Origin of the sequence: Curtobacterium sp. MCBA15_016, assembly GCF_001865105.1 — a bacterium.
Classification (GTDB): domain Bacteria; phylum Actinomycetota; class Actinomycetes; order Actinomycetales; family Microbacteriaceae; genus Curtobacterium.
Map to the genome: position 1 here is coordinate 24,013 of NZ_MJGR01000004.1, position 13,755 is coordinate 37,767.

Annotated in this window: 15 protein-coding genes; 9 read left to right on the forward strand and 6 right to left on the reverse strand. The window is 74.1% G+C overall.

Annotation, left to right across the window (positions count from 1 at the left end; all coding sequences use genetic code 11):
- Positions 1–7 precede the first annotated feature (7 nt).
- Both BIV03_RS02720 and BIV03_RS02725 read left to right on the forward strand, forming a co-directional pair.
- Positions 8–670, forward strand: coding sequence for a bifunctional 4-hydroxy-2-oxoglutarate aldolase/2-dehydro-3-deoxy-phosphogluconate aldolase (locus BIV03_RS02720; RefSeq protein WP_071294561.1), 663 nt, complete (start codon positions 8–10; stop codon positions 668–670).
- The gene (locus BIV03_RS02725; protein ID WP_071294562.1) at positions 667–2,280 is read left to right on the forward strand and encodes an amidohydrolase family protein; all 1,614 of its coding nucleotides are present in this window, start codon (positions 667–669) and stop codon (positions 2,278–2,280) included. Before BIV03_RS02720 ends, BIV03_RS02725 begins: the two co-directional genes overlap by 4 nt.
- Before the next feature lie 48 nt (positions 2,281–2,328).
- Here the strand turns inward: BIV03_RS02725 and BIV03_RS02730 are convergent, their stop codons facing one another.
- On the reverse strand, positions 2,329–2,718 hold the full coding sequence (locus BIV03_RS02730) for a RidA family protein (protein WP_070418297.1): 390 nt from the start codon (positions 2,716–2,718) through the stop codon (positions 2,329–2,331).
- Between the two features lie 249 nt (positions 2,719–2,967).
- On the opposite strand from BIV03_RS02730, the gene BIV03_RS02735 reads away from it, so the two are divergent.
- Positions 2,968–4,212: a hypothetical protein gene (locus BIV03_RS02735; protein WP_083403157.1), complete on the forward strand. Its 1,245-nt coding sequence runs from the start codon at positions 2,968–2,970 to the stop codon at positions 4,210–4,212.
- A 70-nt stretch (positions 4,213–4,282) separates the two neighbouring features.
- On the opposite strand, the gene BIV03_RS02740 is transcribed toward BIV03_RS02735, so the two are convergent.
- The 3 genes from BIV03_RS02740 to BIV03_RS02750 form a co-directional block, all read right to left on the reverse strand.
- Entirely contained in the window at positions 4,283–4,774 is a 492-nt protein-coding gene (locus tag BIV03_RS02740; RefSeq protein ID WP_070418296.1) for a pyridoxamine 5'-phosphate oxidase family protein, read from the reverse strand.
- A 326-nt stretch (positions 4,775–5,100) separates the two neighbouring features.
- Positions 5,101–5,724: a hypothetical protein gene (locus tag BIV03_RS02745; RefSeq protein WP_070418295.1), complete on the reverse strand. Its 624-nt coding sequence runs from the start codon at positions 5,722–5,724 to the stop codon at positions 5,101–5,103.
- A gap of 181 nt (positions 5,725–5,905) precedes the next feature.
- Positions 5,906–7,015, reverse strand: a complete 1,110-nt coding sequence (locus BIV03_RS02750; RefSeq protein WP_083295248.1) for an LLM class flavin-dependent oxidoreductase — start codon at positions 7,013–7,015, stop codon at positions 5,906–5,908.
- Between the two features lie 110 nt (positions 7,016–7,125).
- Here BIV03_RS02750 and BIV03_RS02755 point away from each other — a divergent pair, with 110 nt between their 5' ends.
- Positions 7,126–8,034: an SDR family oxidoreductase gene (locus tag BIV03_RS02755; RefSeq protein WP_071294563.1), complete on the forward strand. Its 909-nt coding sequence runs from the start codon at positions 7,126–7,128 to the stop codon at positions 8,032–8,034.
- A 48-nt stretch (positions 8,035–8,082) separates the two neighbouring features.
- On the opposite strand, the gene BIV03_RS18980 is transcribed toward BIV03_RS02755, so the two are convergent.
- Together BIV03_RS18980 and BIV03_RS02765 are read right to left on the reverse strand one after the other, a co-directional pair.
- Positions 8,083–8,793: an SGNH/GDSL hydrolase family protein gene (locus BIV03_RS18980; RefSeq protein ID WP_139201838.1), complete on the reverse strand. Its 711-nt coding sequence runs from the start codon at positions 8,791–8,793 to the stop codon at positions 8,083–8,085.
- Between the two features lie 101 nt (positions 8,794–8,894).
- Positions 8,895–9,683, reverse strand: coding sequence for an NRDE family protein (locus tag BIV03_RS02765; protein WP_071294564.1), 789 nt, complete (start codon positions 9,681–9,683; stop codon positions 8,895–8,897).
- A 65-nt stretch (positions 9,684–9,748) separates the two neighbouring features.
- Between BIV03_RS02765 and BIV03_RS02770 the strand changes: the two genes are divergently transcribed.
- The 5 genes from BIV03_RS02770 (at position 9,749) to BIV03_RS02790 (ending at position 13,615) form a co-directional block, all read left to right on the forward strand.
- Positions 9,749–11,095: a phosphopantothenate--cysteine ligase family flavoprotein gene (locus BIV03_RS02770; RefSeq protein ID WP_071294599.1), complete on the forward strand. Its 1,347-nt coding sequence runs from the start codon at positions 9,749–9,751 to the stop codon at positions 11,093–11,095.
- A 59-nt stretch (positions 11,096–11,154) separates the two neighbouring features.
- The gene (locus BIV03_RS02775) at positions 11,155–11,553 is read left to right on the forward strand and encodes a hypothetical protein (protein WP_071294565.1); all 399 of its coding nucleotides are present in this window, start codon (positions 11,155–11,157) and stop codon (positions 11,551–11,553) included.
- The gene (locus tag BIV03_RS02780) at positions 11,550–12,395 is read left to right on the forward strand and encodes a DUF2071 domain-containing protein (protein ID WP_071294566.1); all 846 of its coding nucleotides are present in this window, start codon (positions 11,550–11,552) and stop codon (positions 12,393–12,395) included. The genes BIV03_RS02775 and BIV03_RS02780 overlap by 4 nt, the downstream gene beginning before the upstream one ends.
- Positions 12,392–12,856 (forward strand): DUF1810 domain-containing protein, encoded by a 465-nt coding sequence (locus BIV03_RS02785; protein WP_071294567.1) that lies wholly within the window; start codon positions 12,392–12,394, stop codon positions 12,854–12,856. Before BIV03_RS02780 ends, BIV03_RS02785 begins: the two co-directional genes overlap by 4 nt.
- Positions 12,857–12,964: 108 nt before the next feature.
- Positions 12,965–13,615 carry a GntR family transcriptional regulator gene (locus BIV03_RS02790; RefSeq protein ID WP_071294568.1) on the forward strand — a complete coding sequence of 217 codons (651 nt, stop codon included), beginning with the start codon at positions 12,965–12,967 and terminating at the stop codon, positions 13,613–13,615.
- Positions 13,616–13,755 lie beyond the last annotated feature (140 nt).

Sequence of the window (13,755 nt, forward strand, 5' to 3'; positions counted from 1 at the left end):
GAAGACCATGACGAACACCACCAGCACCGACCCGTCCGCCGCTCCCCGCGTCCGGCACCGGCACGCCGCCGGCCCGGCGATCGCGATCCTGCGCGGCGGGACGGGTGAGCACGTCGAGGACGTCGTCGCGACACTGGTCGACGCCGGGGTCCGGGCGATCGAGATCACGACCAACACGCCCCGCTGGCGGGAGGGCATCGCCTGGGCCGCCGAGCGCTACGGCACGGGCGCGTCGATCGGCGTCGGCACGGTCCTCGAACCACGACAGCTCGACGAGGCCGCCGCCGCGGGTGCCGTGTTCGCGGTGAGCCCGCACCTCGACGCGGACATCGGGGAACGGGCGCACGAGCGTGGTCTGGGCTGGTACCCGGGTGCCGCCACCCCGACCGAGATCGTCCGCGCCTGGCAGCTCGGGGCACGCGCGGTCAAGGTGTTCCCGGCCGCACAGCTCGGCGGCCCCGCGTTCCTCAAGCAGGTCCTCGCCCCGCTCGACTTCGTCGACGTCATCCCCACGGGCGGCATCGGCGTCGAGGACGCGTCCGAGTACCTGGCGGCCGGCGCCGTCGCCGTCGGCCTGGGGTCGCCGCTCGTCGGTGACGCCCTGACGACCGGCGACCTGGACGGCCTCCGCACCCGCGCCGAGCGACTCGTCGCGGGGCTCGCACGGTGACGTCCGAGGTCCTGCTCACCGGCGGCTCGGTCGTCGACACCGACGGCACGGCCCACCGGTCGGACGTCCTCGTCCGCGACGGACTGGTCGCCGAGCGAGGCGGGCCGGGCGAGCGCCTCCGGGCCGGGGCCGACGCCACGGTGGTCGACTGCACCGGCCGGCTCGTCATGCCCGGGTTCGTCGATGCGCACTCCCACGCCGGGTCCCTCGTGTTCGACGAGCCCGTGCAGCTCGCCCTCCTCCGGCAGGGCGTCACGACGATCGTCACCGGACAGGACGGCGTCGGGGCGGCACCGGGCGACGGCTCCTACGCCGCACGGTACTTCGCGGCGATCGACGGCCCCCACCCGACGTACCGCGGCGGCGGCATCGGGGGGCTGCTCGCGACGTACGACGGCACGACCGCGCTGAACGTCGCCACCCTCGTGCCGGCCGGCACCGTCCGGCACGAGGTCACGGGCGACGACCCGGCCCCGGCCGACCCGGGCCAGCTCGACGCCATGCGCGCCCTCGTGCGGCAGGGCATGACGGACGGCGCCGTGGGGCTCGCGACCGGCCTCGACTACGTCCCCGGACTCCACGCCGGCACCGCGGAGATCGCCGCCCTCGCCGCCGAGTCCGCGGCCGCCGGCGGCACCTACGTGACCCACATGCGCGGCGGCTACGAGACGAACGCCGGCGCCGGCATCGAGGAGGTCGTCCGGATCGTGCGCGCCGGCGGCGGCCGCGCCCACGTCTCGCACCTCCACGCTCCCGTCGACCTCGCGCTGGCGGAGCTCGCCCACGCCGAGGCCCAGGGCGCCCCGCTGTCGTTCGACGCCTACCCGTACTCGCGCGGCTGCACGATCCTGTCGATGCTGCTCCTGCCCGCGGGCCTGGCCCGGCCGGGCACCGACGACCTCGCCCGGGCGCTCGCAGTGGACGGCGGGCGCGCTGCCGTCCGCGCCGCGGTGCTCGAACGGGTCCTCGGGCGCGCCGACCTCGGACCGGGCTGGGCCGAGCAGATCACGCTGTCGCACGTCCCCGCGCCCGAGTTCCACGCGCTGCAGGGCCGCACCCTCGCCGAGGCCGCCACGGCCACCGGGACGGACGCGGTCGACCTCGCGCTCGACGTCCTGGTCGACTCGGACCTGCAGGTCACGGTCGTGATGCGGGTGCCGCACCCGCGGACGCCCGAGCAGCTGGCGGAGCTGTTCCGGTCCGGCGGCCACACCGGCGGGTCCGACGGCATCTTCGTCGGGACGCACCCGCACCCCCGTGCGTACGGCACCTTCGCGCGGTACCTCGGGGACTACGCACGGCCCGGGCTGCTCACGTGGTGGGAGGTCCAGCAGCACCTGTCGACCCTGCCCGCCGAGCGCTTCGGACTCGGGCACCGCGGCGCCGTCGCGCCCGGGTGGATCGCCGACCTCGTCGTCGTCGACCCCGAGCGCGTCCGAGCCCGATCGACGTACGCCGAGCCGATGCTGCTGGCCGAGGGCGTCGACGACGTCCTCGTCGCGGGCGTCCCGGTGCTCACCGACGGCGTCCTGACGCACGCGACCCCCGGTGCCGGCATCCGCCGGACGACGTGGAGCCGTCCGGGCGGTGCGCGCACCGGGGGTCGATGAGGCTTCGCTCAGCGAGCACGCCGAGCGATCACGCCGGGGCCGGCCGGGTCACTCCGCCGTCGGGAGCACCGCCACGACGTCGATCTCGACGAGGATGTTCGCCAGGTGCGACTGCACCGTGGTGCGGACCGGGTACGGCTGCGAGAAGTGCTTGGCGTACTCCTCATTGAAGGCGGGGAAGTCGCGGTCGGAGTGCTCGAGGTGGACCGTCGACTTCACGACGTCGTCGAGCGTGGCGCCGTGCTCGGCCAGGACGGCGGCGACGTTCGCGAGCACCTGGGCGGTCTGCCCGGCGACGTCGTCGGCGATCTCGCCCGTGGCCGGGTCCTGCGGGCCGAAGCCGGCGGTGTAGAGGAAACCGTTCGCGACGATCCCCTGGCTGTACGGGCCGGCGGGCTTCGGCGCGTTGTCGGTCACGATGGCGGTCTTGTTCGGCACGGTGCTCCTCGGTGTCGATCGGGGTCGTTCGGACGTCGCCCACGGCACCGACCGCGCCGTCGCGGCCGGAGGACGACGCTCCCAGGCTAGGTGAGCGCCCCGCGCCGGACCCGCTCGCCCGTCGGGCTCGTTCCGGTCTGCAGAACGCGAGTCGCGCCTCCCGAGCCGAGCCGTGAGGAACACCCAGGCAATCGCCGTCTACGCTCGTACCGTGCCCTCTGCCATGCCCGAACACCGCGGAGCGCCGCGGTGAGCCGCCTGGACGGGACCCTGACGGAGTCGATCGCGAGCGGACGCCGCCGTGTCCTCGACCTCGCGACCGCCCTGCCGGCGTGGGCCGCCGTGCTCCTGGTGTGGACCGGCGGGCGCATCGTGTCGACGTTGTGGTTGGCGCTCGCGTTCCCGCTCATCGGGCGCGCCCTGCCGGAGAACGCGATCTGGGGCAACGACCACGGCTTCCTCAACTTCCTGACGGCGTGGGACGGGCAGTACTACGAGCAGATCTCGGTGCACGGGTACCCGACGACCCTGCCGCTCGACGCCGCGGGCCACGTCGCGCAGAACGCGTGGGCGTTCCTCCCGGCGTTCCCCTTCACGATCCGGATGCTGACCGCGTCGACCGGTGTGCCGTTCGACGTCGGCGCACCGGCGATCGCACTCCTCGCCGGACTGCTCGCCACCTACCTGCTGCACCGGCTCGTCCGCGACCGTGCGGGGTCGGCGGCGGCCATGTGGGCGGTCTTCTTCTTCACGTGCGGTCCGCTGTCGTTCCTGCTGCAGGTCGGGTACGCCGAGAGCATGTTCCTCGCCCTCGTGTTCGGGGCCCTCCTCGCGCTCGACCGTCGGCGGTACGGGCTCCTCACGGTGCTCGGGGTCGTCGCCGCGTTCACCCGGCCCGGAGCCCTCGCGATCCCGCTCGTCCTCGGGGTCGTCGCACTGGTGCGGTGGATCCGGGCGCGTCGGACCGAGGGGGTCCGGTCGCTCGACGCGTTCCCCGTGGCGGAGCGCGTGCGGGTCGTGGCCGCCGGCGTCGTGATGGTCGTCGCCGGGTTCGCGTGGCCGCTCATCGCCGCGCACGTGACCGGGTCGCCGAACGCCTACCTCGAGACCGAGATGTCCTGGTGGGTGAACTTCATCGGGCGGGTGGACTTCATGCCGCTCACGCCGTGGTTCCTCATCGCCGGCCGGTGGTTGGGCGTGGGCGGGATCCTCATCGTGGTGTTCCTGCTCGTGTCGTACCCGGTCTGGCTGCTGCGTCGGTCGACCCGGCGCCTCGGGTTCACGACCGTGGTCTTCTCGGCCTCGTACGCGCTCTACGTCTTCGCGGTGTCGTTGCCGATGGCCTCGACGCCCCGGCTCCTGATGCCGCTCGCGCCGCTGTTCGGGTCGCCGGAGCTCGTGGCGAAGCCGTGGATGCGGTGGACCCTGGTGGTCTGCGCGGTGCTCGGGCAGCCGGTGCTCGTCGCCGTGCTGTGGCTGCTCGGCCCGCCGTGACCGAACGGACGACGCCCGGCCCCCGCGGTGTGCGGGGACCGGGCGCGGTGCCGGGCGTGCGTCTTCGGCGCTAGAGCTCGATCGTGCCGTGGTCGCCGGTGTCCGGCTGACTCTGCTTGCCGATGGCGGCCTTGAGGGTCTGCACGAGGCTGCCGACCGGGCCGGTGTCCTGCGTCCAGTACTCGACCGAGTCGCCCTCGACGGTGAGGAGTCGGATCGAGGGGTCCTCGCGGCCGTCCGGGAACCAGGCCTCGGCGAACGGGGACCACAGCTCGTCGATGACGGAGTCGTCCTGGCTGACCGTCGCGGTGCCGGCGATCGACAGGTACCCGCCCTGCGACTCGATCGCGACGTTGACGTGCGGGTTCCGGGCGATGTCCTCGACCTTCTCGCTCCCGTCCTGCACGAGGAAGCGGAGTGTGCCGTGGAACGCCTTGTCCTGCACGGCGAGGGGCCGTGCGTGGAGCTGGCCGTCCTCGCTCACGGTCGTCAGGAGTGCCGTGTGGGCTCCGTGGACGATGTCCGAGATGGCTGCGCGCTGGTCTGCCTCTGTGTCGGTCATGGTGCTCCTCTCGCGTCGTGCGCCCCGTTGTGCTCGACGTGCGGCCGGCCCTCGGGGCGCTGTCCGTTCCGGCCAGTCTGCCCCTCGACGCTGAGCGCGTCCGGCGGACGGGGCTGCGGGGCCGTGCGGGCGCGGTCGGGGTCGCGGGCGCGGGCGCGGGCGGGAGTGTGCCGGAGTGTGCGACAACACCGATGTCGTACGACCTCGACGATGTCGCCACCGCGCGCGTGCAACTGTTGCGCCCGCAAGGAGCGACAACACCGACGTCGTACGACGGCGACGATGTCGTTCCGGGTCGCCCCGACCGCCCGGACGCGCGCCGCGCCTCAGACCGGCTCGCGGATGGTCGTCTCGACGTCGACGACCTGCGGGATCCGCGGCATCGAGGCGAACCCGAACGCCACCGGCGGGTCGAGCGGCGCCAACGACCCGAGCGACTCCCCCGCCCAGGTCCCCCGCACGCCCGTGACGTCGTGTGCCCCGGTCACGCCGTAGTACTCGCGACGCCCGTTGCCCGCCGACCCCGCGGTCCCCGACCCGGGTGCGACGAGCCGTGCGACCGGGTCGATCGCGGCGAGCCACCGGGGGTCGCGGGCGATCTGCTTGGGGACGATGCGGAGCACCCTCCCGAGCGGGGAGATCGTGCCGACGTCGATGGAGGCCTCGAGGGCGCCTGCCGACAGCTCGAGTCCCCTGGCGGTCCGGCGAGCCGAGACGTCGACGACCGAGACCGTGTCGAACCGGTAGGTCCCGGAGACGTACGCGGCCACGATCTCGTCGGGCGCGAGGAGCACCGAGGAGCCGTCCGGCAGCTCGAGGAAGACATCCGTGAAGGCTCCGAACGGCGAGCGCTCCCACATGCCGACCACGATGCGGATGCCCGAGGTCGTGCCGACGCCCATGATCCGACCACGGAACCGACGTTCGAGTGCAGCGGGGCGTGACGACATGCCCTGGACCGTACCCGGCGACCCCGTGAGCGGCGCGGACGGGGCGAGCCGCGCCTCCAGGCCCGCCGGAAGAACCCGGAAGGACCCGGACGGATCCGGCCGACCCGAACGGACCCGGCCGACCCGGCCGACCCGCCGCGGTCGACCCGCCGCGGTCGACCCGCCGCGGTCGACCCGGCGCCTACGCGACCGGCACCGGCGCCGCAAGCAGCTCGCGCACCCGCGGCGCGACCTGCGTGCCGTAGAGCTCGATCGACCGCATCATGTCCTCGTGCGGCAGACGCCCCGTCGCGTACCGCATGTCGAACCGCGAGACGCCGAGGATCCGCATGTTCCGCGCGATCTTCCGGGCGACCGTCTCCGGCGACCCGACGTAGAGCGACCCGCCCGCGGACAGCCCGGCACGGTAGCCGGCGACGTCCAGGGGCGGCCAGCCGCGCTCCCGACCGAGCTGGTCGGTGACGGCCTTGTGGTACGGCCAGTAGCGCTCGGCCGCCTCTTCGTCGGTGGCGGCGACGAACCCGGGCGAGTGCATCGCGATCGGCTGCTGCGGCAGGTCGAGCTGCGTGAGCGCCTGGCGGTAGAGGCGCGAGAACGGCGCGAACTGCGCGGGCTGCCCGCCGATGATCGCGAGGAACAGCGGCAGACCGTACGACGCCGCACGGATGACGGACTGCGGGGACCCGCCGACGCCGATCCAGGTCGGGATGGGGCCGTGCTCGAGCTTCGGGTAGACGTCCTGGTCGACGAGCGAGGCGCGTTTCGTGCCGGACCAGGTGACCGCGTCGCCGCCGCGGAGGGCTGCCCAGAGCTGGAGCTTCTCCTCGAAGAGGACCTCGTAGTCGGAGAGCTCGTACCCGAAGAGCGGGAAGGACTCGGTGAAGGACCCGCGGCCGAGGATGACCTCGGCACGACCGTCGGAGATGGCGTCGACGGTGGCGAAGCGCTCGTACACCCGCACCGGGTCGTCGGACGAGAGCACGGTGACGGCGGACCCGATCCGGATCGAGGAGGTCCGGGCGGCGATCGCGGCGAGGACGACCTCGGGGGCGCTCACGATGAAGTCGGCACGGTGGTGCTCGCCGACGCCGATGAAGTCGAGGCCGACCTGGTCGGCGAGGACAGCCTGGTCGACGACGTCGCGGATGCTCTGGGCGTCCGACTTGACGCTGCCGTCGGGCAGCTCGGTGACGTCGCCGAAGGTGTCGAGGCCGAGCTGCACGGGGCCGATCCGTTCCGGTGCGGGCGGTGGCACGTCCGAGGGGCGGTCGGTGCCGAATGCGTTGCTCATGGTGTCCTGTCCTCCCGACCGCACGTCCATGCATCTGCATGTTCATGCGTTCGCATCAATCTAGCACCCTCGCACCGGATCCGCACCCCCGGCGGAGTACGGTCACGCCCATGCCGCAGATCCCCGACCAGACCGGCCGCCGCATCGTCGTCACGGGCGCGAACAGCGGAACCGGCAAGGAGACCGCCACCCGCCTCGCCGCAGCCGGCGCGTCCGTCGTCCTCGCCGTCCGCACGATCGCGAAGGGCGACCAGGCCGCAGCCGACATCCGTGCCGCGCACCCCGGTGCCGACGTCGAGGTGCGGGAGCTCGACCTCGCTGACCTCGCGAGTGTCCGACGGTTCGCCGCGGGCATCGCCGCGGACGACCGGACGCTCGACGTCCTCGTCAACAACGCCGGGGTGATGGCGCCCCCGAAGCGGTTCGAGACGGTCGACGGCTTCGAGCTGCAGTTCGGCACGAACTTCCTCGGCCCGTTCGCCCTGACGAACCTGCTGCTCCCGACGCTGCTGCGCTCGCCGGACGCCCGGGTCGCCACGATGTCGAGCCTCGCGGCGATCCCCGGCCGGATCCGCTTCGACGACCTGCAGTGGGAGCGCGGCTACAACGGCTGGCGGGCGTACGCGCAGTCGAAGCTCGCCGACCTCCTGCTGGCGCTGCACCTGCACCGGCTGTCGGTCGAGCTCGACTGGCCGCTCGTGAGCACCGCCGCGCACCCCGGCTACACCCGGACGAACCTGCAGTCGGCGGGGCGGTCGCTCGGTCGGTCGAAGCCGGTCCGGTCCTCGAACCGCGCGCTGCCCTTCACGCAGGACGTCGAGCAGGGCTCCGAGCCGCTGCTGTACGCCGCGGTCGGGCCGAACGCGGTCGGCGGGGCGTACTACGGACCGTCGGGGCCGTTCGGGCTCGTCGGGCCGACCACGACCGTGTCGATCCCCGGGTCGGCACGGAAGGCCGACCTGGCGCGTTCCCTCTGGGCGGTCTCCGAGGACCTCACCGGGACCACCCCGCCCGTCTGAGTCGGTCGGACGGTCCAGGAGGCGCGGCTCGTCCCCGCCCGTCCGCCGTCAGAACCGCACGTGGTCGCGTTCGAACGCGGCCGTCACCGCCGCCGCGATGGCCCGCTGTCCGCGCACGGTCGGGTGCACGTCGTCGGACTGCATCCACGTCGGGTGCCCCTGCAGCGGCTCGCCGATGTCGACGTAGGTGCCGCCCTCGCGGGCGAGGGCGTGCCGGAGCGCCCCCGAGATGGACGCGAGCTGCGCGGGCGGGGCGTCCTGGTTCCAGATGGCGCTGAGGCCGATGAGCCGCGCGTGCGGCAGCCGACGGTGCACCTCGTCGACGACCTGGTCGGTGGCGCTCCGGACCTCGGCGGTGTCGAGTCCGAGGTCGTTCGAGCTCGCCTGCACGAGGACGACCTCGGGTCGGAGGTCGACCGCACGCCCGACGATGGTCGCATAGTCGCTCGCGCAGTCGTCGTCGTCACCGAGGGCAGCCACACCGGCACCGTCGCACGACAGGTTCGTGAGCGACCAGCCCTGGGCGTCCGCGACGACGGCCGGCCACGCCTCGGCGGTGGTGAGGCCGTGCCCGCCGCTGATCGAGTCGCCGACGACCACCACGCCGACACCCGCGGCGTCGTCCCAGGGGCGGGTCGTCGCCGTCGGGTGGGACGTCGCGTCGGCAGCGGCCGGCGGGCTCGAGGCGCACGCCCCGAGGGAGACGGCCACGACGACCGCCGTGAGGACGGCGAGCACGCTCCGGGTTGCGGTGGTCACGAACGGTGAAGGTACGCGCTCCGGCCATGTCCGGCCGCGGGTGCGCGCTGCGGGTGCGCTCAGGCGCGGTGCAGCGCGGTTCGGCTCGGCGAGGACCGCGCTCAGGCGCGGTGCAGCTCGACCGAACCGTCCAACCGGCCGGGCTCGGTCAGCCGCGCGTGCTGCAGGACGGTACGTCCGGGGGCGACCGCCGCGGCGACGATCGACAGCGTCGCGAAGTGCCCGTCCGGCTCGTGCGCGTCCCGGAGGATCGCGTCCGGGTCGTCGGCCGGCAGCGACGCCGACCCGGCGAGCAGTCCGAACCAGCCACCCCACCCGTCGCCGGCGTCGGCACCGGTGTCGGCCGCCCGCAGTTCGTCGAAGGGGCCGAGCACCGGCGGCCCGACCGGAGCGTCCACGGCACGGAAGGCGTCGAGCCACCGCCCGATGCGCGGCGCCGCGGGGTCGTCCGGTTCGCCGTGCGTGACCATGTGCACGCCGGGGCCGAGCGCGGTCGTCCGGACCTCGGTGCCGTCCCACGTCGTGACCTCGGCGCCGTCGGCCGTCGCCCGCACGAGGTTGAAGGCGCGCGTCGTGGGCAGGGTGCCGTCGTGGCCGGGGAGCGCCCCGGTGACCGCGTCGAGCGGGACGACCCCGCGGGTGGTCCACGTGCCGTCGTCGCTCGGCACCGGTTCGCCCCGGTTGAGCACGACCGCGAGCCCGGCGCCGTCGGACGCCGCGAGCCACGCCCCGCCCGCCGAACGGTCGCGGACGCCGCGGATCGACGGGTCGCGCTCGGGCCACCAGGCTGCCGGCGGGTCCCACGGCCGCTCCGGCGACTCGTCGCGCATGGCGAGCATCGTGACGGGCCACTCGGCCCCGGGGTCGACGCGGACGACGACGGTGCACATGGGATCGATCCTCGCACGACGTGCCGGGTAGCGTGACCGGTGTGAACGCAGCAGCAGAGCGCCGTCTGACCGTCGTCGTCGGGATCACCGGGGGCATCGCCGCGTACAAGGCCGTCGGCGTGGTCCGCGACCTCGTCAAGCGGGGACACGACGTGCACGTCGTCCCGACCGAGGGCGCGCTCCGCTTCGTCGGGCTGCCGACCCTCGAGGCGCTCAGCCGCAACCCCGTCACCACGAGCGTGTTCGAGGACGTCGCCGAGGTACGCCACGTCTCGCTCGGGCGCCGGGCGGACCTCGTGGTCGTCGCCCCCGCCACCGCGGACGCGCTCGCCCGGATGACCGCGGGGCTCGCCGGGGACCTGCTCGGCACGACGCTGCTCGCGACCGAGGCGCCCGTCGTCGTCGCTCCCGCGATGCACCCGCAGATGTGGGAGCACCCGGCGACCCGGGCGAACGTCCAGACCCTGCGGGAGCGCGGCGTCCGGTTCGTCGGCCCCGTGGTCGGGGCCCTGACGGGCGACGACGCGGGGATCGGCCGGATGGCGGAGCCCGAGGACATCGTCGCCGGGGCCCTCGCGGTGCTGGACGACCCGGCACCGGCCGGCCGGACCGGCCCGGACAACCCGACGGACGCGGGTCGCGGCGACGGGGACGACCCGCGCCTCCCGACCGACACCGCCCTCCCGCCGACCGCAGCCGCCGCCGAGAAGGCGGGGACCACCGGCGCCCGCGGTGAGCTCGGCGACCTCGCCGGCGTCCGCGTCGTCGTGAGCGCCGGCGGCACGCGCGAGCCCTTCGACCCGGTCCGGTTCGTCGGCAACCGTTCGAGCGGTCGTCAGGGCGTCGCGATCGCCGCCGACGCGGCCCGACGCGGCGCGGCCGTGACGCTCGTGAGTGCGAACGTGGACGCGTCGCTGACCGCCGGACTCGACGCGACCGTCGTGCCGGTGGGGTCCGCCCTGGAGCTCGCCGACGCCGTCCACGCCGCAGCAGCCGATGCCGACGTCGTCGTGATGACCGCGGCCGTGGCCGACTACCGGCCAGCCGAGGTGCGTGCCGACAAGCTCAAGAAGGAGGCGCAGGGCGACACCATGACGCTGGAGCTGGTGCGGAACCCCGACGTCCTCGCCGACCTCGTCGCGTCCCGCCGGACCGGCCAGATCATCGTCGGCTTCGCCGCGGAGACCGAACCCGACCGTGCCGCGCGCATCGAGCTCGGCCGCGCCAAGATCGCCCGCAAGCCGGCGGACATGCTCGTCGTGAACCACGTCGGCTGGTCCGCGGGGTTCGAACGCGAGGAGAACGCCGTCGAGGTGCTCGTCCCCGGCGGCGAGGTGGTCCGCGAGGCCTCCGGCAGCAAGGCCGACGTGGCGACGGTCGTCCTCGACCTCGTCGCGACCGCACTGACCTGACCTGACCTGACCTGAGGACTCTCCGTGCGTCCCGAGCGCGCCGCGGGCACGATGGACGCATGCGACGACGCGAGCGCGCACGACGCGCCACCCGGACCGCCACCCTCCTCGCCGTCGTGCTGGGCGGGGCCGGCGTCACCCACTTCCTGCGGCCGAGGGGCTACGACCGGATCGTCCCGGACGCCCTCCCGCCGCGCCTGACCACCCTGGCGTCCGGCGCCGCCGAGCTCGGCATCGCGACCGGCCTGGCGATCCCGGCCACCCGCCGTGCCGCGGGCTGGGCCGCCGCCGCGCTGTTCCTCGCCGTCTTCCCCGCGAACGTGAAGATGGCGAACGACCTGCTCGACAGCCCGCGGTCGACGCGGGCGATGCGGCTCGTGTCGGTGCTCCGCCTGCCGCTGCAGGCACCCCTCGTCGCCTGGGCCGTGCGCGTCGGCCGGCACGCGCCACGACGGTGACCGAGCCCGCGCGGGACCGAGCCGCGGTCCCCCTGCTGCACCGACCGGTGACGGTGCACGCGTGGGAGGACGTCGTCTTCGCGCACTGGCGTCACGACCCCGAGTCGCTCGCGCGTCTGGTGCCGCGCGGCACCCGCCCCGACGTCGTCGACGGCAGTGCGTGGGCCGGCCTCACGGCGTACGTCTTCCGCGAGACCCGGGTGCCGCCGTTCCCGCCGTCCGGACGCCTCGGCTCGATGACCGAGGTGACGATCGAGGTGCTCACCGTCGACGACCGCGGTCGCCGCGGGGTCGCCTACCGCACGGTCGACACCGCGAACGTGCCCGCGATCGTGGCGGCGCACGCCCTGCTCGGGGTGCCGTACACGTTCGCGCACGCGCGGGCGCGACGTCGTGGGGACACGCTGTCCTACCGGTCGGTGCGGCACCCGGCACGCTCCCTCCACCCGGTCCGCTGGCTCCGCGGACGCCGGGGCGGACCAGGGTCCGGCGCGGCGTGGCCCGGCGGTCCGGTCTGGCCGGGCAGCACGGGTGGGCCTGGAGGCGCGGTGCGACCCCGCCACGATGCCACCGTCCGGGTCGTGGCCGGTGACGTCGTCGACGACCGGCTGGCGACGGACCTCACCACCCGACAGGGCATCCACGCCCGGCACCTCGCGCAGACGCTGTTCTGGCAGCGCCAGCACCCACCGCTGACGATTCGGTCGGCACGGCTCGAGCGGCTCGGCGGCGACCTGCCCGACGCCGTCGGGATGCCCGGGCTCCTCGACCGCGAACCCGACTCGCTGCTCGTCGTGGACGGCACGACCGTCCGCTACGCCTGGGGAGACGTGGTCCGGTGAGCGACGATCCGCACGACACCGACCAGCACGGCACGGACCGGTTCGACCTCGACCGGTTCGTCCGCGCGCAGCAGGGTGTGCACGACACCGCGCTCGCCGAGCTGCGGCGCGGCCGGAAGTCGTCGCACTGGATGTGGTTCGTGTTCCCCCAGCTCGCCGGGCTCGGCCGCTCGCCCACCGCGCAGCGGTACGCACTCGACGGCATCGACGAGACCCGGGCGTACCTCGACCACCCCGTCCTCGGCCCGCGGCTGCTCGAGGCGACCCGTGCGGCGGAGTCCGCCCCGGCCCGGACCGCCGACGACCTGCTCGGGGGCATCGACGCGCTGAAGCTCCGGTCGTCCATGACCCTGTTCGCCGCGGCCGCCGCCGACCCGGAGCCGTTCCGGGCCGTCCTCGACCGCTGGTACGACGGCACCGAGGACCCGGTGACCCTCCGGCTGCTCCACCCCCACGACTGACACGCTCCGAGCCGACAGGGACACCGTTCACATATCAGGTACGGTGAACCGTGCGTCCGCACCGACCGGTGGGACGCCCGCCGACGCCACGATCCCGGAGGAACCCGCATGCCGGTCCCCAGCAGTGCACCGACCGAGCACCAGCTGCTCCGCGACACCGTCCGGCTCAAGATCCACGCCGCGATCATGGACGGCACGCTCGAGCCCGGCGAGCGGCTCAACGACGACGAGCTCATCGCCTGGCTCGGTGTCTCCCGCACCCCGATCCGCGAAGCACTGAGCCAGCTCGCACGCGCCGGCCTGATCGAGATGGCGCCGAACCGCTACACCCGCGTCACCACGCCGGACCCGACCGAGGTGGTCGAGGCGCTGCAGACCCTGGGCGTCCTGTTCGGCGGGGTCGTGCGGCTGGCGGTCCCGCGCCTCGGTGCGAGCGCGAAGAAGAAGATCCTCGCCCAGCTCGACGCCACGATCGCGGACTACGAGTCGCACGACGTCGCCGCGGTGAACCGTGACGCCCTCGCCGTGTTCGCCCGCTACGTCGAGGAGTGCGGCAACGAGAACCTCCAGCGCGTCTGCCGGGACACCATGGACGGCCTCGCGTTCCGACTGCGGCTGCCGAACCTCGACGAGCTCGTCGACTGGGACCAGATGACGGCCGACTTCCGCCGTCTGCGTGAGGCCACCGCGTCCGGGGACAACATCGAGGCGGAGCTCGCGACCGAGGCGATCCACCTGCTCCCCGGCGAGAAACGCTGACCCTGCCTGAACACCCGTACAGGAACACGCCCGTCTCGCCCTCGCGAGGCGGGCGTGCTCCGTCCGTCACGGCGGTCGGCGACAGCGCGGCGACCCGCGCGACGCTCTCAGTCACACGGTCCGACGAGCCGGTAGCATCG

Coding starts and splice junctions, on each gene's coding strand:
- BIV03_RS02740 (WP_070418296.1), bottom strand. CDS start 4,774: ATGACCGACACAGAGGCAGACCAGCGCGCAGCCATCTCGGACATCGTC.
- BIV03_RS02790 (WP_071294568.1), top strand. CDS start 12,965: ATGCCGGTCCCCAGCAGTGCACCGACCGAGCACCAGCTGCTCCGCGAC.
- BIV03_RS02720 (WP_071294561.1), top strand. CDS start 8: ATGACGAACACCACCAGCACCGACCCGTCCGCCGCTCCCCGCGTCCGG.
- BIV03_RS02765 (WP_071294564.1), bottom strand. CDS start 9,683: ATGTGCACCGTCGTCGTCCGCGTCGACCCCGGGGCCGAGTGGCCCGTC.
- BIV03_RS02745 (WP_070418295.1), bottom strand. CDS start 5,724: ATGTCGTCACGCCCCGCTGCACTCGAACGTCGGTTCCGTGGTCGGATC.
- BIV03_RS02775 (WP_071294565.1), top strand. CDS start 11,155: ATGCGACGACGCGAGCGCGCACGACGCGCCACCCGGACCGCCACCCTC.
- BIV03_RS02750 (WP_083295248.1), bottom strand. CDS start 7,015: ATGAGCAACGCATTCGGCACCGACCGCCCCTCGGACGTGCCACCGCCC.
- BIV03_RS02755 (WP_071294563.1), top strand. CDS start 7,126: ATGCCGCAGATCCCCGACCAGACCGGCCGCCGCATCGTCGTCACGGGC.